Below are 23,161 nucleotides of genomic sequence, written 5' to 3'. Positions count from 1 at the left end.
TGGCCCGTCACACGGGGCGGGCGGTGTCGCACCCTGGGGAGTGGGTCATGAGCGTGACGAGTCGGTACCGGGAGGCCTGGGAGGGCTTCTGGCGTGAGGCACCGGGCGAGGAGGGGGCGGTGTTCTGGGACGCGGAGCCCGCCCTGACCGTGGCCCGCCATCTCGCCCTGTTCGAACCGCATCTGTCCGACCCGGGGCTCGCGCTGGTTGACCTCGGCTGCGGCAACGGCACCCAGACCCGCTTTCTCGCCGACCGCTTCCCCCACGTCGTCGGCGCCGACCTGTCCGCGGCCGCCCTGGACCACGCCCGCCGCGCCGACCCGGCCGGGCAGGCGGCGTACCGTCAGCTGGACGCGGTGGACAAGGCCGAGGCGCAGGCGCTGCACGCGGAGCTCGGCGACGCCAACGTGTATGTGCGCGGTGTCCTGCACCAGTGCGAGGCCGACGACCGGCAGGCGCTGGCGGACGGTATCGCCACCCTCGTGGGCGGGCGCGGCCGTGCCTTCCTCGTCGAGCCGTCCGAGGCGGCGGGCGCTGCGCTGAGGAGATTCGCCGCCGGGCCCGGCGGTCCGCCGCCCAAACTCGCGCCGGTCCTCCGGCACGGCATAGCCCCCGGCGAGGTCGCCGACGCGGAGGTGCCCGAGTTCCTCGTCGCGGCCGGGCTCACCGTGCTGGCGAGCGGCACCCTGCCGCTGACCACCACGGAGCACGGCCCCGACGGCACCCGCATCGAACTGCCGTCCCAGTGGTTCGTGACGGGCCGCACCGCATAGGATCCGCAGGTCGGCGGGCCCGGGCGGCATCCGAAGGGCCCGCCAGTGGTCTGGACCTGTGGGAGTTATCCACAGGCTGGCCGGGATTCGGCGGGACGACGTAGCGTGTCCCGCATGAAGATCCTCATCAGCGCCGACATGGAGGGCGCCACCGGTGTCACCTGGCCGGCCGACGTGCTGCCGGGGACTCCCCAGTGGGAGCGGTGCCGGTCCATGTTCACCTCGGACGTCAACGCGGCCGTGCAGGGCTTCTTCGACGGCGGCGCCGACGAGGTGCTGATCAACGAGGCCCACTGGACCATGCGCAACCTGCTCCTGGAGCAGCTGGACGAGCGGGCCGAGATGCTCACCGGCCGGCACAAGGCGCTGTCCATGGTCGAGGGCGTGCAGCACGGCGACGTGGACGGCATCGCCTTCGTCGGCTACCACGCCGGCGCCGGCATGGAGGGCGTCCTCGCGCACACCTACCTCGCCAACTCCATCACCGGCGTCTGGGTGAACGACGTGCGCGCCAGTGAGGGCCTGCTCAACGCGCACGTGGTCGCCGAGTACGGCGTGCCGGTCGTCCTGGTCACCGGTGACGACGTGGCCTGCGAGGACGCCCTGGGCTACGCGCCGGAGGCGCTCAAGGTGGCCGTCAAGGACCATGTGTCCCGGTACGCGGCGGTGTGCCGCACACCGGCCCGGACGGCCGCCGACATCCGCGCCGCGGCCAAGGACGCCGCCGCGCTGGCGGTGCGCCGGGAGCCGGCCGACGGCGGGCCCTTCACCGTGGCGGTGGAGTTCGACGCCGAGCATCTGGCGATGGCCGCCACCGTCGTCCCGGGTGTGCGCCGCACCGGCGAGCGCAAGGTGGCATACACGAGCGGGACCATGTACGACGGGATCCGCACCTTCAAGGCGGTCACCACGATCGCCTCGGCCGCGGTGGAGGAGCAGTATGGCTGACGAGCGGGCCCTGGACGAGGTCGTGACCTTCACATCCGACCTGATCAGGATCGACACGACCAACAGGGGCGGGGGCGACTGCCAGGAGCGGCCCGCCGCCGAGTACGCCGCCGCCCGGCTCGCCGAGGCCGGCCTGGAGCCGGTCCTCCTGGAGCGCACCCCGGGCCGGACCAACGTCGTGGCACGGCTGGAGGGCACCGACCCGTCGGCCGACGCGCTCCTCGTCCACGGGCACCTGGACGTCGTACCGGCCGAGGCGGCCGACTGGAGCGTGCACCCGTTCTCCGGGGAGGTGCGCGACGGCGTCGTCTGGGGGCGCGGCGCCGTCGACATGAAGAACATGGACGCGATGATCCTCGCCGTGGTGCGCGCCTGGGCCCGGCAGGGCGTGCGGCCCCGCCGCGACGTCGTCATCGCCTTCACCGCCGACGAGGAGGCCAGCGCCGAGGACGGCTCCGGATTCCTCGCCGACCGGCACGCCCACCTCTTCGAGGGCTGCACCGAGGGCGTCAGCGAGTCCGGCGCGTTCACCTTCCACGACGGTGCCGGGCGCCGGCTCTACCCGATCGCGGCCGGCGAGCGCGGCACCGCGTGGCTGAAGCTCACCGCGCGCGGCCGGGCAGGCCACGGCTCCAAGGTCAACCGGGAGAACGCGGTGACCCGCCTGGCCGCCGCCATCACCCGGATCGGTGAGCACGAGTGGCCGCTGCGGCTCACCCCGACGGTGCGGGCCGCGCTCACCGAACTCGCCGCCGTGTACGGCATCGAGGCGGACCTGACGGAGGTGGACGCCCTGCTGGACAAGCTCGGCACGGCGGGCAAGCTCGTCGAGGCCACGATCCGCAACAGCGCCAACCCGACCATGCTGGACGCCGGGTACAAGATCAACGTGATTCCCGGGGAGGCCGTGGCGCGCGTCGACGGCCGGTATCTCCACGGCGCCGACGACGAGTTCAGGGCGACCATGGACCGGCTCACCGGGCCGGACGTCGACTGGGAGTTCGAGCACCACGAGGTGGCCCTCCAGGCGCCGGTGGACTCGCCGACGTTCGCCCGGATGCGGGCCGCGGTGGAGGAGTTCGCCCCGGAGGGGCACGTCGTGCCGTACTGCATGTCCGGCGGCACGGACGCCAAGCAGTTCTCCCGGCTCGGCATCACCGGCTACGGCTTCGCCCCGCTGAAGCTGCCGGAGGGCTTCGACTACCAGGCGCTCTTCCACGGGGTCGACGAGCGCGTTCCCGTCGAGGCGCTCCACTTCGGTGTCCGGGTCCTCGACCGGTTCCTGCGTACGGCCTGAGCGAGTGGGGGAGACAGTGCAGACCCTGGCGTACGGCGAGTGGCCCTCGCCCGTCGACGCGGCCACCGCCGCGGCCCACGACGGCAGCCCCGAGTTCGCGGACTTCGTCGGCGACGAGGTGTGGTGGACCGAGCCCCGGCCCACCGAGGCCGGCCGGCGCACCCTCGTGCGCAGGCACGGCGACGGCACCGAGGAGCCGGTGCTGCCGCCGCCGTGGAACGTGCGGACCCGGGTCATCGAGTACGGCGGCCGGCCCTGGGCCGGCACCGTGCGCGACGGCGCCCCGCTGGTGGTGTTCGTGAACTTCGCCGACCAGCGCCTCTACCGCTACGACCTGGGCGGCGAGCACCGCCCGCTCACGCCCGTGTCGCCGGTGGGGCAGGGGCTGCGCTGGGCCGATCCGGTGCTGCTGCCGGAGCGCGGCGAGGTGTGGTGCGTCCTGGAGGAGTTCACCGGCGAGGGCCCCAGCGACGTGCGCCGCGTCCTGGCCGCGGTCCCGCTGGACGGCTCCGCCGCCGACGACCGCGACGCGGTGCGGGAACTGAGCGACGGACGGCACCGGTTCGTCACCGGGCCGCGGCTCTCGCCCGACGGACGGCGGGCGGCCTGGCTCGGCTGGGACCATCCGCGCATGCCGTGGGACGGCACCGAACTGGTCCTCGCCGACGTCGCCGCGGACGGCACCCTGCACGGCGCCCGCACGGTGGCCGGCGGACCCGAGGAGTCCGTCGCCCAGGCCGACTGGACCCACGACGGCCGGCTGCTGCACACCGGCGACCGCACCGGCTGGTGGAACCTCTACCGGGACGGGGAAGCGCTCTGCCCGCGCGAGGAGGAGTTCGGCGGCCCGCTGTGGAAGCTGGGCCACCGCTGGTTCGCCCCGCTGGAGGGCGGGCTGATCGCCGTCCTGCACGGCCGGGGCGCCCCCCGGCTCGGCATACTCGACCCGGAGACCGGTGAGGTCGTCGACGCCGCGGGCCCCTGGACCGAGTTCGCCCCCTCGGTGGCGGCCCACGGCGAGCGGGTCGTCGCCATCGGCGCCGGACCGCGGCGGGGCCACGAGGTGGTGGAGCTGGACACCCGCACGGGCCGGGCCCGGGTGATCGGTTCCCCGCACCGCGACGCCGTGGACCCCGCCTACTACCCCGAGCCGCAGCTCCGCACGTTCACCGGCCCCGACGGGCGCGAGATCCACGCCCAGGTGTACCCGCCGCACCACCCCGCGTGCACCGGACCCGCGGACGAGCGTCCTCCGTACGTGATCTGGGCGCACGGCGGCCCCACCGGCCGCGCCCCGCTCGTGCTCGACCTGGAGATCGCCTACTTCACCTCGCGCGGCATCGGCGTCGCCGAGGTCAACTACGGCGGCTCGACCGGATACGGGCGCGCGTACCGCAACCGGCTGCGCGGCCAGTGGGGCGTGGTCGACGTCGAGGACTGCGCCGCCGTCGCGCGGGCCCTCGCCGACGAGGGAACCGCCGACCGCGACCGGCTCGCCGTCCGGGGCGGCAGCGCCGGCGGCTGGACCACCGCCGCCTCCCTCACCACCACCGACGTCTACGCCTGCGGCACCATCATCTACCCGGTGCTCGACCTCGCCGGCTGGGGGACGGGGGAGACCCACGACTTCGAGTCCCAGTACCTGGAGACCCTGATCGGACCGCGCGCCGAGGTCCCCGAGCGGTACGTACGGCGCTCGCCCGTCGAACACGCCGACCGCCTCTCCGTGCCGTTCCTCATGCTCCAGGGACTGGACGACGTGATCTGCCCGCCCGTGCAGTGCGAGCGGTTCCTGGCCCGGCTGGCGGGCCGGGGCGTGCCGCACGCGTATCTCACGTTCGAGGGCGAGGGACACGGTTTCCGGCGGGCGGAGACGATGGTGCGCGCCCTGGAGGCGGAGCTGTCCCTGTACGCCCAGGTGTTCGGGATGCGGCCGCCCGGCATTCCCCCGCTGGAGCTGAGCAAATGAGCCGGGTCGCCCCGCTGCGGCGGCCGCCCCGGCTCGCCCCCGGCGCCCGGGTGGCCGTCGTCGCGCCCAGCGGCCCGGTGCCCGAGGAGCGGCTGCGCGCCGGGCTCGACGTGCTGCGCGACTGGGACCTCGACCCGGTGGCGGCACCCCATGTCCTGGACCGGGACGGCGCGTTCGGCTACCTGGCGGGCGGCGACGCCGACCGGGCCGCCGATCTGCAGTCCGCGTGGTGCGACCCGGCGGTCGACGCGGTGATCTGCGCCCGGGGCGGATACGGCGTGCAGCGCATCGTCGACACGCTCGACTGGGAGGCGATGCGGGCGGCCGGGCCGAAGGTGTTCGTCGGGTTCAGTGACATCACCGCGCTGCACGAGGCGTTCGCGGTCCGGCTCGGACTGGTCACCCTGCACGGGCCGATGGCCGCGGGCGTCGACTTCCTGAAGAGCACGCGGGCGCAGGACCACCTGCGCGCCACCCTCTTCGCCCCCGAGACCGTCCGCACCATCCGCTCGGACGGCGCCGTCCTGGTCCCCGGCCGGGCGCGCGGCGTCACCCTCGGCGGCTGTCTCTCCCTGCTCGCCTCCGACCTCGGCACCCCCCGTGCCAGACCCTCCGCGCGCGGCGGACTGCTGTGCCTGGAGGACGTGGGGGAGGAGACCTACCGGCTCGACCGCTACCTCACCCAGTTGCTGCGGGCCGGCTGGCTGGACGGGGTGGCCGGGCTGCTGCTCGGGTCCTGGGCGCGGTGCGAGCCGTACGACGGGGTGCGGGCGCTGCTCGCCGACCGCCTCGGCGGACTCGGCGTGCCGGTGGCCGAGCAGTTCGGGTTCGGGCACTGCGACGACGCACTCACCGTCCCCTTCGGGGTCGCCGCCGAACTGGACGCGGACGCGGGGACGCTGACGCTGGACGAGCCGGCCCTGGAGTGAGCCGAGGCCCGTCCCGCCCGGTGCCCGCCCCCGGGGACCGGTGAGGGTGCGGCCGTACCCGCGCGCGGGTCCGGCGGGCCGTCGTAGGGTGGCAGGGTGCCGCACACCGCTTCCCGCTATGTCGCCGAAGGCCCCCGCGTGGGGCTGCGCCACTTCAGCCACGCGGACGGCGCCGAGTTCACCGCCCGTGCGCGGGAGAGCAAGGACCTGCACCATCCCTGGCTGTTCCCGCCGGACAGCGCGTCGGCCTACGCCGCCTATGCGGGGCGGCTGATCGAGGATCCCACCAAGGCGGGGTTCCTGGTCTGCGAGAAGGAGGCGGACGGAGCCCTTGCCGGGTTCATCAACATCAACAACATCGTCGAGGGCGGCTTCCAGTGCGGGGCGCTGGGGTACGGCGCGTTCGCGCACGCGGCGGGGCGGGGGCTGATGCGGGAGGCTCTGCGCCTCGTGGTGCGGCACGCGTTCGGTCCGATGCGGCTGCATCGGCTGGAGATCAACGTGCAGCCCGGCAACGCGGCGTCCATCGCGCTGGCGCGTGCCTGTGGGTTCCGGCTGGAGGGGTTCTCCCCGATGATGCTCTACATCGACGGGGCGTGGCGGGACCACGAACGGTGGGCGATCACCAGGGAGATGACGGGCGGCTGAACGGGGGCGGTTCCGGCGGCTTCGGCCGCGGGTGCGTCGTGGCTGGTCGCGCGGTTCCTCGCGCCCCCGGGGCATCCGCCCCCTGTTCACGCGGGGCCGTGGGGGTTTCCATGGGGAGCGTGACGATGATCCGACATGAGGTTCTGACGCTGCCGGCCGCTGCCCTGGGGGCCGACAATCCGTTGCCCGCACTGCGGCCCCTCGACGAGATGCACCGTATCGAGGACCGAGACAAGGAGGGCCTGCCGCGCGACATGGCGCGGCAGATCGGCTACGCCCCCCTGCACAGTCTGCTGCCCGTCCCCGTCCGTGACGGCTACGACCGCCGGCGCGCGCCCCGCTCCCTCGACGCCCTCGTGATCGAGAACGACCGGCTGCGCGCCACCGTCCTGCCCGCCCTCGGCGGCCGGATCGCCTCCCTCGTCCACAAGCCCACGGACCGTGAACTCCTCTACCGCAACCCGGTGTTCCAGCCCGCCAACTTCGCCCTCAACGGCGCCTGGTACTCCGGCGGCATCGAGTGGAACATCGGCGCCACCGGCCACACCACCCTGTCCTGCTCCCCCGTGCACGCCGCCCGCGTCCCCGCCCCCGACGGTGGGGAGATGCTGCGCCTGTGGGAGTGGGAGCGGCTGCGCGACCTGCCGTTCCAGGTCGACCTGTGGCTGCCGGACGGCTCCGACTTCCTGTACGTCGGCGTCCGTATCCGCAATCCGCATGCCACGCCGGTACCGACGTACTGGTGGTCCAACATCGCCGTCCCCGAGGAGTGCCGCGTCCTCGCACCGGCCGACGAGGCCTACCACTTCGGCTACGAGCGGCGCCTGCGCCGGAACCCCGTACCGGTGCACGACGGGACCGACCGCACCTACCCGCCGAACAGCACCTACGCCGCCGACTACTTCTACGAGGTCCCCGAGGACCGCCGGCGCTGGATCGCCGCCCTGGACGCGGACGGCCACGGCCTCGTGCAGACCTCCACCGACACGCTGCGCGGCCGCAAGCTGTTCGTCTGGGGCCGGGGTCCCGGCGGGCGGAGCTGGCAGCGCTGGCTCACCGAACCCGGCACCGGCGGCTACTGCGAGATCCAGGCGGGCCTCGCCCGCACCCAGTTGGAACACGTCCGGCTGGAGGCGGAGAGCGAGGTGTCCTGGCTGGAGGCGTACGGACCCTTCACCGCCCGGCCCGAGGGGGAGTGGCACGGCGTACTGGACGAGGCGGAGTCCCGGCTCGAGGCGGACCTTCCGCGCGCCGGCGTCGACACCGCGTACGCCGCCTGGCGGGAGTACGCCGACGCCGACCCCGGGGAGCGGCTCGCGACCGGCTCCGGCTGGGGAGCGCTGGAAGTGCTGCGCGCCGGCTGGAAGCTGCCCGGCACGCCCTTCGACGAGTCCACCCTGGGCGAGGAACAGGAGCCCTGGCTGCACCTGCTGCGCGCGGGTTCCTTCCCCGAACCGGACGGCGACCGGCCGCCCGGCGGCACCCTGGTCGCCCGGCACTGGCGCGACATGCTGGAGACCGCCCCCGCCACGCCCCTCACCGAGTACCACCTGGGCGTCGCCCAGTGGCACGGTGGCGACCGGGCACAGGCGGAGCGCAGCTGGGAGCGGGGCCTGAGCAACGCGACATCCACGTGGCCGGCGCTGCGCTGCCTCGCCGTCGCCGACCAGGAGGCCCGCCACCCCGAGCGCGCCGCCGACCGCTACGCGCAGGCCTTCGACGACCTGTGCCGCCGGGCCGGCGAAGGGGAGAGCGGCGCGTGGACGGCCGTCACCGCGGCGCTCGGCCGCGAGGCGATCGAGGCGCTGCTGGCCGTGGGGCGCACGGCGGATGCCCGGTCGGTGTGGCGGCGCCTGGCGCCGCAGACCCGGGCCCGCGGACGCTTCCGGCTGGTCGAGGCGGCGCTGCTGCTCGCCGAGGGCCGGCGCGAGGAGGCCCGCGCCGTGTTCGACGCGGGCTTCGAGGTCGCCGACCTGCGCGAGGGGGACGAGGCCGTCGGGCGGCTGTGGAGCGCCCTCACCGACGAACCCCTGCCGGAGCGCTACGACTTCCGGATGCGGGCCACACCCTGAACGGCCGGCAGGCAGGGCGTCAGGAGCGGCGGTCCGCGTACTCGTAGACCGCCCCGTCCGGGTGCCGAGCGATGAGGTTGCGGCCCACCGGCGTGGGGACCGGGCCTGCGATGATGTCCGCGCCCATCTCCGCGAGCACCTGACGGGCCTCGTCGACGTCCTGCACCGCGATGGTCGCCGCGACCCTGCGCAGCACGTCCAGTTCCGCCGCGGGACCGCTCATCAGCAAGAAGCAGCCCACCGCGGCGACCTGGACGCCCGCCCGCTCGAAGCGGAGGGCTCTGCCGCCCGCCAGCCGCTCGTAGAAGGGGATGGCGGTCTCGATGTCGTCGACGCAGACGCGCAGTGTGGCACCCAGAATCTCCATGGAAGAAGCCTAGTTGGGGCGGCCGGGGCACAGGGTGCGCCCCGGACGATCTCCACACCCCGCAACCCCCGCCGCGCCGGGGGGCGTTACCAGCCCCCGGCCCCGGGTACCCGGCCGCCATGCAGCGCTTGGAGCACATGGAGCATCCGGACACGCACCTCGTCGACGCACTGGCGCGGGCGGCCCGTGAGACCGTACGCGACGAACTGCGTGAACAGGCGCGGGGACAGCGCCGCAAGGCCGCCCTCTACGCCGCGTCCGGCGCCGTCGCCCTGTACGCGGGCGCGGCCGTCGCGCTGGCCGTGGGTCTCGCCCTGGCCCTGGCCCTGCCGGGCTGGGCCGCCGCGCTGATCACGGCCGTGATCCTGGCCGCGCTGGCCCTCGCCCTGCGCGCCGCGGCCCGGCCCACCGCCCCGCGGCCGGTCCCCGGGCAGGCCGCCGCGCCCGCGGCGGAAGGGGGCGCCCCGGTCCCGCCGAAGCCGTCCGCCCCGCCCACCGCGGGCGTCGCACCGCTGCGGCCGGACGACACCGGTCGGACCTGAGCGGCCCGGTCCCGCACCGCCCCGCGGCCGGCCGGCCCCCGGCCCGCTCCCTGGGGCGCGACTGGGCGGGGTGGGCGCCGCTGCTGGAACCGGCGGATGAGGGCCCGGTGCGCATCGTCGCCCCCGTGGTGGACCGCAGGGGCGCGGACTTCGAGCTGCGCGGCGCGCTCAGCCCACCCGGTACGCGGCGTGCTCACCCCACCCGGTACTCGGCGACGTCCTGCGTGCGCGGCGTCAGGCCGTGACCGGGACCCGCGACGGGATGGACCGTGCCCCCGGTGGGGTCCAGGGCGCCGTCGAAGATCATGTCCTCGACCCGGACGTGGTCGTGGAACCACTCGATGTGGCGCAGATTCGGCACCGTGGCCGCCACCGCCGCGTGCGCGTGCGGCGCGGCGTGGGCGGAGACCTCCAGACCGTGCGCCTCCGCCAGCGCCGCCGCGTGCAGAAAGCCGGTGATCCCGCCGCAGCGCGTCGCGTTCACCTGGAGACAGTCCACCGCCCCGGCCGTGATCATGCGGGCGAAGTACGGCGGGTCGAATCCGTACCCCCCGGCGGTCACGTCGCTCACCAGCGCGTCACGGACCAGCCGCAGCCCGCTCAGGTCGTCCGCCGGCACCGGCTCCTCGAACCAGCCCACGCCGTACTCGGCGAGGGTGTGCCCCACCCGCACCGCCTGCTTGCGGGAGTACGCGCCATTGGCGTCCACGTAGAGATCGGCCTCCTCCCCGATGACGTGCCGGGCGGCCCGCACCCGGTGCAGATCGCGGGGCACCTCCTGACCCCACCCCTCGCCGATCTTCATCTTCACGCGCGGGATCTGCTGCCCGTGCACCCACCCGTTCAGCTGTGCCGCCAGATGTGTCTCGTGGTACGTCGTGAAACCCCCGCTGCCGTACACCGGCACCCTCTCCCGGCGCGCCCCGAGCAGCCGCACTAGCGGCAGCTCCAGCAGCCGCGCCTTGAGGTCCCACAACGCGATGTCCAGCGCCGAGATCGCACAGGCCGCGATGCCCGGCCTGCCGATGTCGCGCACCGAGCGGCACATGGCGTCGTGCGCGGCCGGGATGTCCAGCGCGCTCATGCCCTCCACGAGCGGCCCGAGTTGCCCGCTCAGGAAGTCGCCGACCGCCGGCGGACCGTACGTCCACCCGGTGCCGGTGGCGTCCCCCGCCGACACCTCGGCGATCACCACCGTCGTCGATTCCCAGGACAGCGTTCCGTCCGCCTCGGGAGCGTCGGTCGGCACGGTGTACACGGAGACACCGGGGCGGTGCAGTTCCATCGTCGGCCCGTCCTCATCCTCGTCCGCTCAGCCGGGCTGCTGCAGCTGCGGCAGCACCTTGGTGCGGTAGAAGTCGAAGAAGCCGCGCGTGTCGGGGCCGATCTGGCCGACGTAGACCCGGTCGAAGCCCGCCTCCGCGAACTGCCGCAGCTCGGCGACATGCTCGTCCACGTCGTCGCCGCACACCCGGTTCTCGCGCACCATGTCCTCGGTGACCAGGGTCTGCGCCTGCTCGAAGTGCCTCGGCGAGGGCAGCACCTGGCCGAGCTCGCCCGGCAGCTGCTCGTTCGCCCAGAGCCGGTGCACGGTGCGCACACACGCGTCGCGGTCGGTGCCGTAGCAGACCTTGGTGCCGCCGCTGACCGGCTTCCCGCCGCCTCCGCCCTTCCGGTACTGCTCCACCATCGGGGCGTCCGGCATCATCGTGATGTAGCCGTCGCCGACCCGGGCCGCCAGCTTGGTCGCCGCCGGGCCGAAGCCCGAGATGTCGACCGGGACGGGCTGGTCCGGGAGGGTGTACAGCCGGGCGTTCTCCACCGTGTAGTGCGTGCCGTGGTGGTTGACCTCCTCGCCGGTGAACAGCCGGCGCATCACCTGGATCGCCTCCTCCAGCATCTCCAGGCGCACATGGGCGGGCGGCCAGTGGTCCCCGACGACATGCTCGTTCAGGGCCTCGCCGGTGCCCACGCCCAGCCGGAACTCCCCGGGTGACATCACCGCGCTCGTGGCCGCCGCCTGCGCCACCACCGCCGGGTGGGTGCGCACGGTGGGGCAGGTCACCGCCGTACCCACCGGCAGGGACACCGCCTCGGACAGCGCGCCGATCACCGACCACACGAAGGGACTCTGCCCCTGCTCGTCGTTCCACGGGTGGTAGTGGTCCGAGATCCACAGGGCCTCGAACCCGGCCTGCTCGGCCATCCGCGCCTGCTCGATCAGCTCGGCGGGAGCGTACTGCTCGCACGAGAGGAAATAGCCGTACTCGGGCATGGGGGGTGCCTCCGCGACATGGGCGGTCCGGGTCCCGGACCGGGTACCCGCGGGCCCCGGCGGAAACCGGCCGGACGTTTGGCGGACCCGGCCGGGGGGACGCGGACATCTCCCGACGTACGCGACAGCGCCGGAGGCGAACCGTGAGTCGACCCCGCATAGTGATCGTCGGTGCCGGCTTCGCCGGATACCGCACGGCCCAGACCCTGTCCCGGTTGGCCCGGGGCCGCGCCGAGATCGTCCTGCTCAACCCGACCGACTACTTCCTCTACCTGCCGCTGCTGCCGCAGGTCGCCGCGGGCATCCTGGAACCGCGCCGGGTCACCATCTCCCTCTCCGGCACGCTGCCGCACGTGAAGCTGGTGCTGGGGGAGTCCGACCGCATCGACCTCGACGCGCGGCAGGTGCACTACACCGGACCCGAGGGCGAGAACGGCACCCTCTCCTACGACCGGCTGGTGCTCGCGGCCGGCAGCGTCAACAAGCTGCTGCCGATCCCCGGGGTCGCCGAGCACGCCCACGGCTTCCGCGGTCTGCCCGAGGCCCTGTATCTGCGCGACCACGTGACGCGCCAGGTGGAGCTCGCCGCGTCCACCGACGACGCCAAGAGCTGCGCCGCCCGGTGCACCTTCGTCGTGGTCGGTGCCGGCTACACCGGCACCGAAGTCGCCGCGCACGGGCAGCTGTTCACCGACGCGCAGGTCGACAGGCACCCGATGCGGACGGGGATGCGGCCGCGCTGGATCCTGCTGGACATCGCCGACCGGGTGCTGCCCGAGCTGGACGAGCGGCTCTCCCGCACCGCCGACACGGTGCTGCGCGAGCGGGGGGTGGACGTACGGATGGGCACCTCCGTCAAGGAGGCCACGCACGAGGGGGTGCTGCTGACCGACGGCGAGTTCGTCGACACCAACACCCTGGTGTGGTGCGTGGGCGTACGGCCGGACCCGCTGGCCGAGTCGCTGGGGCTGCCGATGGAACGCGGACGGCTGCTGGTCGACCCGCACCTTCAGGTGCCGGGCCACCCGGAGGTCTTCGCCTGCGGTGACGCGGCGGCGGTGCCCGATCTGGAGAACCCGGGGTCGTACACCCCGATGACCGCGCAGCACGCCTGGCGCCAGGGCAAGGTGTGCGGCCACAACATCGCCGCGTCGTTCGGTGACGGTGAGCGGCGTGCCTACCGCCACAAGGACATGGGGTTCGTGGTGGACCTGGGGGGTGTGAAGGCCGCCGCCAACCCGCTCGGGGTGAACCTCTCCGGGCCGCTCGCGGGCCTGGTCGCCCGCGGCTACCACCTCGCCGCGATGCCGGGCAACCGGGTCCGGGTGGCCGCCGACTGGCTGCTCGACGCGGTTCTGCCGCGCCAGGCCGTCCAACTGGGCCTCGTACGCTCCTGGTCGGTCCCCCTGGACACGGCCTCCCCGGAACTGGCCCGGGTGCCGGGCAGGCCGGGGCGGACGGAGGACGGGGACGCCGGGGCGCCGGCGAAGAGCGGCCAGGGCAGCGAGCCCACGAAGCGCCGGTCCGGCGGACAGGCGGAGCACCGAGGCGGCGGTGAGCCCGGGAAGAACCAGGGTGGCGGTGAGCCCGCGAGGAACCGTCCGGGTGGTGAGCCCGGGAGGAACCGTCCGGGTGGTGAGCCCGCGAGGAACCAACCGGGTGGTGAGCTCGCGAGGAACCGTCCGGGTGGTGAGCCCGGGAAGAACCAGGGTGGCGGTGAGCCCGCGAGGAACCAACCGGGTGGTGAGCCCGCGAGGAACCAACCGGGTGGTGAGCCCGCGAGGAACCAACCGGGTGGTGAGCCCGCGAGGAACCAACCGGCCGGGGGATCCGCGAAGCGCCGCACCGGCCGCGAGGCCGCCCGGAGCGAACCCGGTGGTGACGCCGCCGTCGCGCCGCCGTCCGATCAGCCGCCGCCCGGGCCGGATGTCGCGCCCGGACCCGTCAAGCGCACCGACCGCTTTACCGAAGGAGACTCATGAACACCGGTGAACTCGTCGAGCTCGGACAGCAGCTGCGCGTGGACAGCGTCCGCGCCGCGGCCGCCGCGGGCTCCGGGCACCCCACCTCGTCGATGTCCGCGGCGGACCTGGTGGCCGTCCTCTTCGCCCGTCACTTCGCCTACGACTTCGAGCACCCGGACGCCCCGGCCAACGACCGTTTCATCCTCTCCAAGGGCCACGCCTCCCCCCTGATGTACGCCACGTTCAAGGCGGCCGGCGCCATCGACGACGAGGAACTGCTCACCTTCCGCGACGACGGCAGCCGCCTCGAAGGGCACCCCACCCCCCGCCGGCTGCCCTGGGTCGAGACCGCCACCGGTTCGCTCGGCCAGGGCCTCCCCGTGGGCGTCGGCATCGCGCTGGCCGGGAAGCGGCTGGACCGCGCCGACTACCGCGTATGGGTGCTGTGCGGCGACAGCGAGCTCGCCGAGGGCTCGGTGTGGGAGGCGGCCGAGCACGCCGGGTACGAGCACCTGGACAACCTCACGCTGATCGTGGACGTCAACCGGCTCGGCCAGCGCGGACCCACCCGGCACGGGCACGACCTCGACGCCTACGCCCGCCGCTTCCAGGCCTTCGGCTGGCACACCGTCGAGGTCGACGGGCACGACGTGGACGCCGTGGACCGCGCGTACGGCGAGGCGGCGTCCACCAAGGGCACCCCCACCGCGATCCTCGCCCGCACCCTCAAGGGCAAGGGCGTCGCCTCCGTCCAGGACCGCGAGGGTCAGCACGGCAAGCCGCTGCCGGAGGCCGAGGAGGCCATCGCCGAACTCGGCGGCCCGCGCGACCTGCGCCTGCATGTGCGCCGGCCGTCCCCCGACGGGTCCCGGCCGGCCCGGCGCGGCGAGGACCTGGTCCTGCCCCGCTGGGACAAGGGCGAGGAGGTGGCCACCCGCAACGCCTTCGGTGAGGCGCTGACCGCCCTCGGCACCGCCCGCGGCGACATCGTCGCCCTCGACGGAGAGGTCGGCGACTCCACCCGGGCGGAGTTCTTCGCCAAGGAGCACCCCGAGCGCTACATCGAGTGCTACATCGCCGAACAGCAGATGGTCGCGGCGGCGGTCGGCGTGGCGGCGCGCGGCTGGACGCCGTACGCCGCCACCTTCGCCGCCTTCCTCACCCGCGCCCACGACTTCATCCGCATGGCGTCGATCAGCGGCTCCGGCATCAACCTCGTCGGCTCGCACGCGGGCGTCGCCATCGGCCAGGACGGCCCCAGCCAGATGGGCCTGGAGGACCTGGCGATGATGCGCGCGGTGCACGGCTCGACCGTGCTGTACCCGTGCGACGCCAACCAGACCGCCCGGCTGGTCGCCGCCATGGCCGGCCTCGACGGCATCCGCTATCTGCGCACCTCGCGCGGCGGGAGCCCGGTGATCTACGGCCCCGACGAGGAGTTCCCGGTCGGCGGCAGCAAGGTGCTGCGCTCCTCCGGCAGCGACCGGCTCACCCTCGTCGCCGCGGGCGTCACCGTGCCCGAGGCGCTGGCCGCCGCGGACGCGCTGGCCGCCGAGGGCATCGCCGTGCGGGTGATCGACCTGTACTCGGTGAAGCCGGTGGACCGCGCGACCCTGCGCACGGCCGCCGAGGAGACCGGCTGCCTGGTGACCGTGGAGGACCACCACCCGGAGGGCGGGCTCGGTGACGCCGTCGCGGAGGCCTTCGCCGACGGACGCCCGGTACCGCGCCTGGTGCGGCTGGCCGTACGGAACATGCCGGGCTCGGCCTCCCCGGACGAGCAGCTGCACGCCTCCGGCATCGACGCCGAGTCGATCGCCGCGGCCGGCCGGCTGCTGGTGGGGGAGGCGATCGTGTCGTGAGCGACGACGGGTCGCGCACCGTCCGGGCCGGCCGTCGCACCGTGACGGTCCGCCGCCCGGACAAGGTGCTCTTCCCCGGCGGCCGGGACACCCCCGAGTACACCAAGAGCGACCTCGTCGACTACCACCGCGCCGTCGCGCCGTACATGCTGCCGCACCTGCGGGGCCGCCCGTTGATGCTGGACCGGCGCCCGGACGGCATCGACGGCCTGACGTTCATGCAGAAGAACACCCCGGACAGCTACCCGGAGTGGATCACCCGGGCCGAGGTCGCCAAGGAGGGCGGCACCGTCACGCACACCGTGTGCGACAACACCGCCACCCTCCTCTACCTCGTCGACCAGGCGAGCATCACCTTGCACCGGTGGCTGTCCCGCACGGACCGGATCAACCGGCCGGACCGGCTGGTCTTCGACCTCGACCCGCCCGGCGACGACTTCGAGGCGGTCCGCGAGGCGGCGCGGCTGCTGGGGGAGCTGCTGGACGAGCTGAACCTGCCCTCGGCCGTCATGACCACGGGATCCCGCGGCCTGCATGTCATCGTGCCGCTGAACGGCGAGCACGACTTCGACGACGCCCGTGCCTTCGCCCGTGAGGTCGCCGACGCCCTGGCCGACGCCCACCCCGACCGGCTCACCACCGCCATGCGCAAGAAGGACCGCGGCGGCCGGCTCTACCTCGATGTGCAGCGCAACGCGTACGCGCAGACCGCGGTCGCCCCGTACTCCGTCCGCGCCAAGCCCGGCGCCCCCGTCGCCGTGCCGGTCTCCTGGGACGAGCTGAACGACCCGGACCTGAACGCCCGCCGCTGGACGGTCGCCGACGCCGTGGGTCACGCCCGCACCGATCCCTGGGGTGACCTGCTGCGCCGTGGACGTGCGCTGGGCCCGGCGCGGCGCCGGCTGGCGGGGCTGCGGGGCTGAGCGCCGGGAGGGGCCGGACCGCACCCGCTGAGGGTACGGAGGTTTGGCGAACAGACTTGCGGCCACACGGAGGGGGAGGTGGCCATGTCGAACACGAAGAACACCGAAGAGCCACAGGGTTCACAGGACGCACAAGAGTCCCAGGAGACCCGTGACTCCCAGCAATCCAGCAAGCCCGCGAAGAACAACAGAACCACCCGCCGGCCGAGCCCGATCGAGCTGCTGCGCCAGGCGCGCGGCCAGCTCGCGGAGCTCACCGGTATGGAGGCCGAGTCCGTGTCGTCCTTCGAGCAGACGGAGGAGGGCTGGTCCCTCGAGGTCGAGGTTCTCGAACTCGAGCGGGTGCCCGACACGATGAGCCTGATGGCGAGTTACCACGTCGAGCTGGACCCCGAGGGCCGGCTGACCGGGTACCGGCGTGTCCGCCGCTACGAACGCGGACGTGCCGACGCGCACAGGTCCGGCGGCCGCTAGGCCGCCCCACCGGACCCGCGCCCCTGGACGCGAAGTCCAGAACCACATCCACCGACAAGAAGGAGGAACGGGCGGCATGACAGTCGTACCGGCACAACAGTCCGGCGGCGGAGGCGGCAGCAGCGGCCTCTACGACGTGCTTGAGCTTGTTCTGGACAGGGGGCTCGTCATCGACGCATTTGTGCGCGTGTCCCTGGTCGGCATCGAGATCCTCAAGATCGACGTGCGGGTCGTCGTCGCCAGCGTCGACACCTACCTGCGCTTCGCCGAGGCCTGCAACCGCCTCGACCTGGAGGCCGGGCCCCGCAAGGACCCCGGCCTGCCCGACATCGTCGGTCAGGTCACCGAGTCCGGTGCCCGCGGCAAGTCCAAGGGGGCGCTGTCCGGCGCCGCCGAGACCGTCTCCGAGGCCTTCAAGCAGGCGCGCGACGACGATTCCGAGCGCGAGACGCAGTCGCGCCCGCGCGCCCGTAAGAGCAGCAGCTCGGCGCGCCGGAAGGAGGAGCAGGAGTGAGCACCTACATCTACGGCATCACGGCGGCCTCCCACCCCGGCCTGCCCGAGGGCATGGGCGGCGTGGGCGACCCGCCGCTGCCGGTGCGCGTCCTGCGCGAGGGCGAACTGGCGGCGCTGGTCAGCGACGCCCCCGAGGGGCTGCGGCCCAAGCGCCGGGAGCTGCTCGCGCACCAGAACGTGCTCAGCGAGGCCGGCGCGGCCGGCTGTGTGCTCCCCATGCGGTTCGGCAGCGTCGCCCCGGACGACGACGCCGTGGTCGCCGTCCTCGACGAGCGCGCCGCACACTACCGGGAGCGGCTCCAGGCCCTGGACGACCGGGTCGAGTACAACATCAAGGCCAACCACGTCGAGGAAGCGGTACTGCACCACGTGATGGCGGGCAACCCGGAGATCCGCGCCCTCGCGGAGGCCAACCGGCAGTCGGGCGGCGGAAGTTACGAACAGAAGATCCAGCTCGGCGAGATGGTCGCGAGCGCCGTCAAGGGCAAGGAGGCCGAGGACGCGCTCGCACTGGAACGCATTCTGGAACCGGCCGCCGACGCGGTGAGCGTGGGCCCCGAGTCCACGGGCTGGCTCGCCAACGTGTCCTACCTGGTCAACCGGGCGACGGCGGAGGAGTTCCTGGCCGCGGTGGAGCGGGCCCGCAAGGAGCTGCCCCACCTCGAAGTGCGGCTGAACGGCCCGCTGCCCCCCTACAGCTTCGTCGAGCCCGGCCCGGCCGAGCCGGCGGGCACCGCGGCCGGTGGGACATGGACCGGAGCGGGGTGACGACATGGGCCTGATCTCGGAGGTGTTCCTGCTGCCGTTCGCACCGGTGCGCGGCAGCGGGTGGGTCATCCGGCAGGTGCTCCAGGAGGCGGAACGCATCTACTACGACCCCGCCACCATCCGGGCGGAACTGGGCCGTCTCGAGGAGCAGTTGGAGGCCGGAGAAATCACCGAGGAGGAGTTCGACCGTCAGGAGGACGAGCTCTTGGACCGACTGGAGACCGCAACGCGCACCGGCGCGGGTACTGGGGACGGGACGGCACAACGATGAATCGAACGGGACTGGGCCTCGCGATCGGGGCCGGATATCTCCTCGGACGGACGAAGAAGCTGAAGATGGCGGTCGCCGTCGGTGGCCTCGTGGCGGGCCGGAAGCTGAACCTCAGCCCGCGCATGGTCGCCGAACTGGTCTCGCAGCAGATGCGGGACAACCCGCAGTTCAAGGAGCTCGGCGACCAGCTGCGCGGCGATCTGCGCGGGGTCGGCAAGGCCGCGTCCGGCGCACTGGTGGAGCGGCAGCTCGGCTCGCTCGCCGACCGGCTGCACGGCCGTACCGCCGCGATGCGCGACGAGCTGACCGGCGGCGCGTCGGAGGATGCGGAGCAGCCGGACGAGGACACAGACGACGACGCACGTCAGGAGCAGGAGCAGGAGCCGGAGCAGGAGCGCGAGCCCGAGCCGGACGACGAGGCCGACGCCGCGCGGGAGGAGCAAGGCGAGCAGCGCCGCGCCGAGCGCCCGGCCAAGAAGGCCGCCGCGAAGAAGGCCCCGGCGAAGAAGGCCCCGCCCGCGAAGAAGGCCGCGAAGCGGACGCCTCCCGCGAAGAAGACGGCCGCCAAGAAGACCGCGGCCGCGTCCCGGGGCGGCCGCTCCCGTACGTCGAAGGGAGGCGGTGAGCGATGACCGAGACCCTCGGAAAGGCGACCTCCGCCGCGCGTGACGGGGCGGAGAAGGCGACGAACCCCCTCGCCGGCGTGGCCCACAGCGAGGCCGCGGACCGGCTCAAGTCCGAGGTGCAGGACTACCTCGCGGCGCAGGCCACCCGGATGCTGAGCGGCCTCGGCCACAAGCTCGGCGAGACCACGAACAAGCTCAACGACATCGCCGAGGGCAACAGCCCGGGCTTCGCCAAGCTCGCCGCCGACGGCGGCCGCAAACTGGCCGAGGGCAAGGGCCCGTTGCGCAGCGCCGTCGAAGTGGGTGCCTCGGGTGCCAAGGACAAGGTGAAGGGCGCGCTGCAGGGCCTGGGCGGCGGCAAGGGCAAGCGCAAGCGTTCCGCCGGCAACAAGCCCACCGTCATCATCGAGCACATCGACGTCGGCGTCCCGCTGCGCACGGCCTACGACCAGTGGACCCAGTACCAGGACTTCAGCACCTTCGCCAAGGGCGTCAAGAGCGCCAACAAGTCGGACGACACCACGTCCGACTGGCAGGCGAAGATCTGGTGGTCCAGCCGCAGCTGGAAGGCGACGACCGACGAACAGATCCCCGACGACCGCATCTCCTGGTCCTCGGAGGGCGCCAAGGGCACGATGAAGGGCGTCGTCTCCTTCCACCGCCTCGGCGAGAACCTCACCCGGGTCCTGCTGGTCATCGAGTACTACCCGTCGGGCTTCTTCGAGAAGACCGGCAACATCTGGCGCGCACAGGGCCGCCGCGCCCGCCTGGACCTGAAGAACTTCGCCCGCTTCATCACCCTCAAGGGCGAGGCCGAGGACAGCTGGCGGGGCGAGATCCGCGACGGCGAGGTCGTCCGCAGCCACGAGGACGCCGTGGCCGAGGAGGAGGAAGCGGAGTCCGAGGAGCCCGGGGAGGACGAGGCCCCGGCCGGCGAGCACGACGAGCAGGACGAACAGGACGAGGAACCCGAGGACGAGTACGACGACGAGGACGAACCCGTCGACGAGTACGACGACGAGGAAGAACCCGACGACGAATACGACGAGGACGCCGAGGACGACGAGTACCCGGAGGACGATTACGAGGACGACGAGGACCAGGACGCCTACGAGGACGAGGACGGCGCCGAGGCCGATGAGCCCGCCGCCGAGGACGAACGCGCCGACAGCCGGAGCCGCCGATGACCACCCCCAGCCGGCTCCCCGAGCCGTACGGCCAGGGCGGCGGCGCCAATCTCGCCGACATCCTGGAAAGGGTGCTGGACAAGGGCGTCGTGATCGCGGGCGACATCCGCATCAACCTGCTCGACATCGAGCTGCTCACGATCAAGCTGCGGCTGGTCGTCGCCTCCGTCGACAAGGCGAAGGAGATGGGGATCGACTGGTGGGAGTCCGACCCGGCGCTGTCCTCGCGCGCCCGTCGTGACGAACTGGCGAGGGAGAACGCGGAGCTGCGCGAGCGGCTGGCCCGGCTGGAGGAGCTGGAGCCCCGCCGCGCACAGGAGGAGAGCCCGTGACCGGACTGCGGTACGTCTACGCGGTCTGCCGGCCCTTCGGCACGCCGCTCCAGGCACAGCTGACCGGCGTCGGAGGCGACCCGCCCCGGCTGCTGGCCCACCACGGCCTCGTGGCCGTGGTCAGCCATGTGCCCGAGTCCGACTTCGGCGAGGAGCCGCTGCGCACGCATCTGGAGGACCTCGACTGGCTGACCGCGGTCGCCCGCGCCCACCAGGGCGTGATCGACGCGCTCACCACCGTCACCACCCCGCTGCCGCTGCGGCTCGCCACCGTGTTCCGCGACGACAGCGGCGTACGGACGATGATGCAGGCGCGTGAGGAGGGCTTCCTGCGCACCCTGGACCGGCTGGAGGGCCGGGTCGAGTGGGGCGTCAAGGTGTACGTCGAGGCGGAGCCGGCGCCCGAGCCCTCCGCCCCGCCCGTGCCCAGGCCGGCGTCCGGCCGGGACTACCTGCGGCAGCGGCGCATGCGGACCAAGTCGCAGGACGAGCTGTGGCAGCGCGCCGAGTCCTTCGCGACCCGGCTGCACGAGACCCTGTCCGCGAGTGCCGAGGACGCACGGCTGCACGCACCGCAGAATCCCGCGCTCTCCGGTGCCTCAGGACGCAATGTGCTCAATGCCGCGTATCTCGTTCCGCGCGCGAAATCCGAGGAATTCGTGGAGCGGGTGGACCGGACCAAGGACGGAGTTCCCGGAATACGCGTCGAACTCACCGGCCCCTGGGCGGCCTATTCATTCGCCGGTGAGGAAACGGCCGAGGCGGGCGAAACGCCCGGGAGGGAGGGAACGTGACCGTCGTCGAACGCCGTGAAATAGCCTTGGTGGATCTGCTCGACCGGCTGCTGGCCGGGGGAGTGGTCATCACCGGCGACATCACGCTGCGCATCGCGGACGTCGATCTGGTCCGCGTCGACCTCAACGCGCTCATCAGCTCGGTCAACGCGCAGGTCCCCTCCCCCTTCGAGGAGTCGCTGTGACGGCCGCCCCCGACGACGGCCGGGACGACCGGGACGTCGAGCCGCACGGAAGCAGGCGCAGGCGGCTGGACCTGGAGCCCGACACGGTCGAACGCGATCTGGTCAAACTGGTGCTCACCGTCGTGGAACTGCTGCGCCAGCTCATGGAACGCCAGGCGTTGCGCCGGTTCGACGAGGGGGATCTGACCGAGGAGCAGGAGGAGCGGGTCGGGCTCACCCTCATGCTGCTCGAGGACCGGATGGCGGAACTGCGGGACCGGTACGGACTGCGGCCCGAGGACCTGAATCTGGACCTCGGGCCGCTCGGACCGCTGCTTCCCCGGGACTGACGCCTCCCGGGCCGGCGTTCCCCGGGGCCGGGCCCCGGGGACGTGCCGTCACCTCACCACCGGTACCAGCGGCTCCTGCCCCCGCCCGCCGCGGTGCCGCGCATGAAGAATCCCAGCAGCCATACGACGAGGACCGCCAGGGCAATCCACCAGAGAACCTTTACCGCAAACCCGGCACCGAAAAGGATCAGCGCCAGCAGTAGAATGAGAAGAATGGGAACCATAATGTCAACCTCCTGACCTTCTGATTGCCCGTAAAACTCGATTCAGGCTTCCTTGCGGCAGAGAATTTCTCCGTGCAGCACGCTGAACCAGCCGTCCTCCCGCGCGCCCCATTCCCGCCATGCCGCGGACACCTCCCGCAACTCCTCCCAGGTGGCGTGCCCCCCGTCGACGGCACGCTCCGCGTAGGCCGAGGCGACGGTGCGGTCCGCCCACAATCCGCTCCACCAGGCCCGCTCGTCGGCGGTCGAGAAGGTCCAGGTGCCCGAGGTCGCCGTGATGTCGGTGAACCCCGCCGCGAGCGCCCAGGACTTCAGCCGTCGCCCGGCGTCCGGCTCACCCCCGTTGGCCCGGGCCACCCGCCGGTACAGGTCCAGCCAGCGGTCCATGCCCGACGACCCGGGATACCAGGTCATCGCCGCGTAGTCCGAGTCGCGTACGGCGACGAAGCCGCCCGGCCCGGTCACCCGCCGCATCTCGCGCAGCGCCCGGACCGGGTCGCCCACGTGCTGGAGCACCTGGTGGGCGTGCACCACGCTGAAGGTGTCGTCCGGGAAGTCCAGGGCGTGCACGTCCCCCGTCGTGAAAGCGGTGTTCGTCAGTCCCCGTCCCTCGGCGACCGCGCGGGCCCGCTCCAGGATCGCCGGCTCCCGGTCGAGCCCGGTGACCTGCCCGTCGGGTACCAGCGCCGCGAGGTCCGCGGTGATCGTGCCGGGCCCGCATCCGATGTCCAGGATCCGCATGTGGGGCTCCAGCGCCCCGAGGAGGTACGCCGCGGAGTTCTCGGCGGTCCGCCAGGTGTGCGACCTCAGCACCGATTCGTGGTGCCCATGGGTATAGACGGCGGTCTCCCGCGCTTCCGGCATGCCGAACCCACCCCTTCCGCTC

The 23,161-nt window shown here is 73.2% G+C and carries 26 protein-coding genes; 21 read left to right on the top strand and 5 right to left on the bottom strand.

The annotated features are described in order from the left end of the window. The first annotated feature begins 47 nt into the window (after positions 1 to 47). The 7 genes from AC5L3C_RS05895 to AC5L3C_RS05865 all read left to right on the top strand — a co-directional run bounded on the left by AC5L3C_RS05895 (position 48) and on the right by AC5L3C_RS05865 (position 8,636). Positions 48 to 773, top strand: coding sequence for a class I SAM-dependent methyltransferase (locus AC5L3C_RS05895; protein WP_493647390.1), 726 nt, complete (start codon positions 48 to 50; stop codon positions 771 to 773). 114 nt (positions 774 to 887) lie between these two features. Next, the gene (locus AC5L3C_RS05890) at positions 888 to 1,721 is read left to right on the top strand and encodes a M55 family metallopeptidase (RefSeq protein WP_493647388.1); all 834 of its coding nucleotides are present in this window, start codon (positions 888 to 890) and stop codon (positions 1,719 to 1,721) included. After that, positions 1,714 to 3,018, top strand: coding sequence for a M20/M25/M40 family metallo-hydrolase (locus tag AC5L3C_RS05885; protein ID WP_493647386.1), 1,305 nt, complete (start codon positions 1,714 to 1,716; stop codon positions 3,016 to 3,018). The genes AC5L3C_RS05890 and AC5L3C_RS05885 overlap by 8 nt, the downstream gene beginning before the upstream one ends. 4 nt (positions 3,019 to 3,022) lie before the next feature. After that, positions 3,023 to 4,987, top strand: coding sequence for a S9 family peptidase (locus tag AC5L3C_RS05880; RefSeq protein ID WP_493647383.1), 1,965 nt, complete (start codon positions 3,023 to 3,025; stop codon positions 4,985 to 4,987). Then, positions 4,984 to 5,916 carry a S66 peptidase family protein gene (locus AC5L3C_RS05875; protein WP_493647382.1) on the top strand — a complete coding sequence of 311 codons (933 nt, stop codon included), beginning with the start codon at positions 4,984 to 4,986 and terminating at the stop codon, positions 5,914 to 5,916. The genes AC5L3C_RS05880 and AC5L3C_RS05875 overlap by 4 nt, the downstream gene beginning before the upstream one ends. Positions 5,917 to 6,012: 96 nt before the next feature. Then, complete coding sequence (locus AC5L3C_RS05870; protein ID WP_493647381.1) at positions 6,013 to 6,564, top strand: GNAT family N-acetyltransferase; 552 nt, start codon at positions 6,013 to 6,015, stop codon at positions 6,562 to 6,564. Positions 6,565 to 6,674: 110 nt separating this feature from the next. Then, entirely contained in the window at positions 6,675 to 8,636 is a 1,962-nt protein-coding gene (locus AC5L3C_RS05865) for a DUF5107 domain-containing protein (RefSeq protein ID WP_493647380.1), read from the top strand. A 19-nt stretch (positions 8,637 to 8,655) separates the two neighbouring features. Here the strand turns inward: AC5L3C_RS05865 and AC5L3C_RS05860 are convergent, their stop codons facing one another. Continuing rightward, complete coding sequence (locus AC5L3C_RS05860; RefSeq protein WP_125502941.1) at positions 8,656 to 9,003, bottom strand: VOC family protein; 348 nt, start codon at positions 9,001 to 9,003, stop codon at positions 8,656 to 8,658. Between the two features lie 119 nt (positions 9,004 to 9,122). On the opposite strand from AC5L3C_RS05860, the gene AC5L3C_RS05855 reads away from it, so the two are divergent. Further along, the gene (locus AC5L3C_RS05855) at positions 9,123 to 9,545 is read left to right on the top strand and encodes a phage holin family protein (protein WP_493647379.1); all 423 of its coding nucleotides are present in this window, start codon (positions 9,123 to 9,125) and stop codon (positions 9,543 to 9,545) included. A 193-nt stretch (positions 9,546 to 9,738) separates the two neighbouring features. On the opposite strand, the gene AC5L3C_RS05850 is transcribed toward AC5L3C_RS05855, so the two are convergent. Further along, a complete protein-coding gene (locus AC5L3C_RS05850; RefSeq protein ID WP_493647378.1) occupies positions 9,739 to 10,830 on the bottom strand; it encodes an enolase C-terminal domain-like protein in 1,092 nt (363 codons plus the stop codon). 27 nt (positions 10,831 to 10,857) lie between these two features. Further along, positions 10,858 to 11,820 (bottom strand): LLM class F420-dependent oxidoreductase, encoded by a 963-nt coding sequence (locus AC5L3C_RS05845; RefSeq protein WP_493647377.1) that lies wholly within the window; start codon positions 11,818 to 11,820, stop codon positions 10,858 to 10,860. Positions 11,821 to 11,963: 143 nt separating this feature from the next. Between AC5L3C_RS05845 and AC5L3C_RS05840 the strand changes: the two genes are divergently transcribed. The 13 genes from AC5L3C_RS05840 (at position 11,964) to AC5L3C_RS05780 (ending at position 22,051) form a co-directional block, all read left to right on the top strand. Beyond that, positions 11,964 to 13,802: an NAD(P)/FAD-dependent oxidoreductase gene (locus AC5L3C_RS05840; protein WP_493647375.1), complete on the top strand. Its 1,839-nt coding sequence runs from the start codon at positions 11,964 to 11,966 to the stop codon at positions 13,800 to 13,802. Further along, positions 13,799 to 15,646: a transketolase gene (locus AC5L3C_RS05835; RefSeq protein WP_493647373.1), complete on the top strand. Its 1,848-nt coding sequence runs from the start codon at positions 13,799 to 13,801 to the stop codon at positions 15,644 to 15,646. The genes AC5L3C_RS05840 and AC5L3C_RS05835 overlap by 4 nt, the downstream gene beginning before the upstream one ends. Beyond that, positions 15,643 to 16,569, top strand: coding sequence for a non-homologous end-joining DNA ligase (gene ligD / locus AC5L3C_RS05830; RefSeq protein ID WP_493647372.1), 927 nt, complete (start codon positions 15,643 to 15,645; stop codon positions 16,567 to 16,569). Before AC5L3C_RS05835 ends, ligD begins: the two co-directional genes overlap by 4 nt. Positions 16,570 to 16,653: 84 nt before the next feature. Next, on the top strand, positions 16,654 to 17,043 hold the full coding sequence (locus tag AC5L3C_RS05825; protein WP_493647370.1) for a gas vesicle protein GvpO: 390 nt from the start codon (positions 16,654 to 16,656) through the stop codon (positions 17,041 to 17,043). A gap of 76 nt (positions 17,044 to 17,119) precedes the next feature. Beyond that, on the top strand, positions 17,120 to 17,557 hold the full coding sequence (locus tag AC5L3C_RS05820) for a gas vesicle structural protein GvpA (RefSeq protein WP_493647369.1): 438 nt from the start codon (positions 17,120 to 17,122) through the stop codon (positions 17,555 to 17,557). After that, positions 17,554 to 18,327 (top strand): GvpL/GvpF family gas vesicle protein, encoded by a 774-nt coding sequence (locus AC5L3C_RS05815; protein WP_493647368.1) that lies wholly within the window; start codon positions 17,554 to 17,556, stop codon positions 18,325 to 18,327. The genes AC5L3C_RS05820 and AC5L3C_RS05815 overlap by 4 nt, the downstream gene beginning before the upstream one ends. Before the next feature lie 4 nt (positions 18,328 to 18,331). Beyond that, positions 18,332 to 18,598 (top strand): gas vesicle protein GvpG, encoded by a 267-nt coding sequence (locus AC5L3C_RS05810; RefSeq protein ID WP_493647367.1) that lies wholly within the window; start codon positions 18,332 to 18,334, stop codon positions 18,596 to 18,598. Further along, entirely contained in the window at positions 18,595 to 19,230 is a 636-nt protein-coding gene (locus AC5L3C_RS05805) for a DNA primase (protein WP_493647365.1), read from the top strand. The genes AC5L3C_RS05810 and AC5L3C_RS05805 overlap by 4 nt, the downstream gene beginning before the upstream one ends. Next, positions 19,227 to 20,411, top strand: coding sequence for an SRPBCC family protein (locus AC5L3C_RS05800; protein ID WP_493647364.1), 1,185 nt, complete (start codon positions 19,227 to 19,229; stop codon positions 20,409 to 20,411). The genes AC5L3C_RS05805 and AC5L3C_RS05800 overlap by 4 nt, the downstream gene beginning before the upstream one ends. Beyond that, positions 20,408 to 20,743, top strand: coding sequence for a gas vesicle protein (locus AC5L3C_RS05795; protein ID WP_030219759.1), 336 nt, complete (start codon positions 20,408 to 20,410; stop codon positions 20,741 to 20,743). Before AC5L3C_RS05800 ends, AC5L3C_RS05795 begins: the two co-directional genes overlap by 4 nt. Further along, the gene (locus AC5L3C_RS05790; RefSeq protein WP_493647362.1) at positions 20,740 to 21,537 is read left to right on the top strand and encodes a GvpL/GvpF family gas vesicle protein; all 798 of its coding nucleotides are present in this window, start codon (positions 20,740 to 20,742) and stop codon (positions 21,535 to 21,537) included. The genes AC5L3C_RS05795 and AC5L3C_RS05790 overlap by 4 nt, the downstream gene beginning before the upstream one ends. Next, positions 21,534 to 21,722: a gas vesicle protein gene (locus AC5L3C_RS05785; protein WP_493647361.1), complete on the top strand. Its 189-nt coding sequence runs from the start codon at positions 21,534 to 21,536 to the stop codon at positions 21,720 to 21,722. Before AC5L3C_RS05790 ends, AC5L3C_RS05785 begins: the two co-directional genes overlap by 4 nt. After that, positions 21,719 to 22,051, top strand: coding sequence for a gas vesicle protein K (locus AC5L3C_RS05780; protein WP_493647359.1), 333 nt, complete (start codon positions 21,719 to 21,721; stop codon positions 22,049 to 22,051). Before AC5L3C_RS05785 ends, AC5L3C_RS05780 begins: the two co-directional genes overlap by 4 nt. A gap of 53 nt (positions 22,052 to 22,104) precedes the next feature. On the opposite strand, the gene AC5L3C_RS05775 is transcribed toward AC5L3C_RS05780, so the two are convergent. Together AC5L3C_RS05775 and AC5L3C_RS05770 are read right to left on the bottom strand one after the other, a co-directional pair. Next, entirely contained in the window at positions 22,105 to 22,275 is a 171-nt protein-coding gene (locus tag AC5L3C_RS05775; protein ID WP_493647357.1) for a hydrophobic protein, read from the bottom strand. Between the two features lie 42 nt (positions 22,276 to 22,317). Further along, entirely contained in the window at positions 22,318 to 23,139 is an 822-nt protein-coding gene (locus AC5L3C_RS05770) for a methyltransferase domain-containing protein (RefSeq protein WP_493647355.1), read from the bottom strand. Positions 23,140 to 23,161: the final 22 nt, after the last annotated feature.

This window comes from Streptomyces speibonae, from assembly GCF_984686075.1.
The sequence above is the reverse complement of the archived record's forward strand: the minus strand, read 5'-3'. Positions and strand labels throughout refer to the sequence as shown.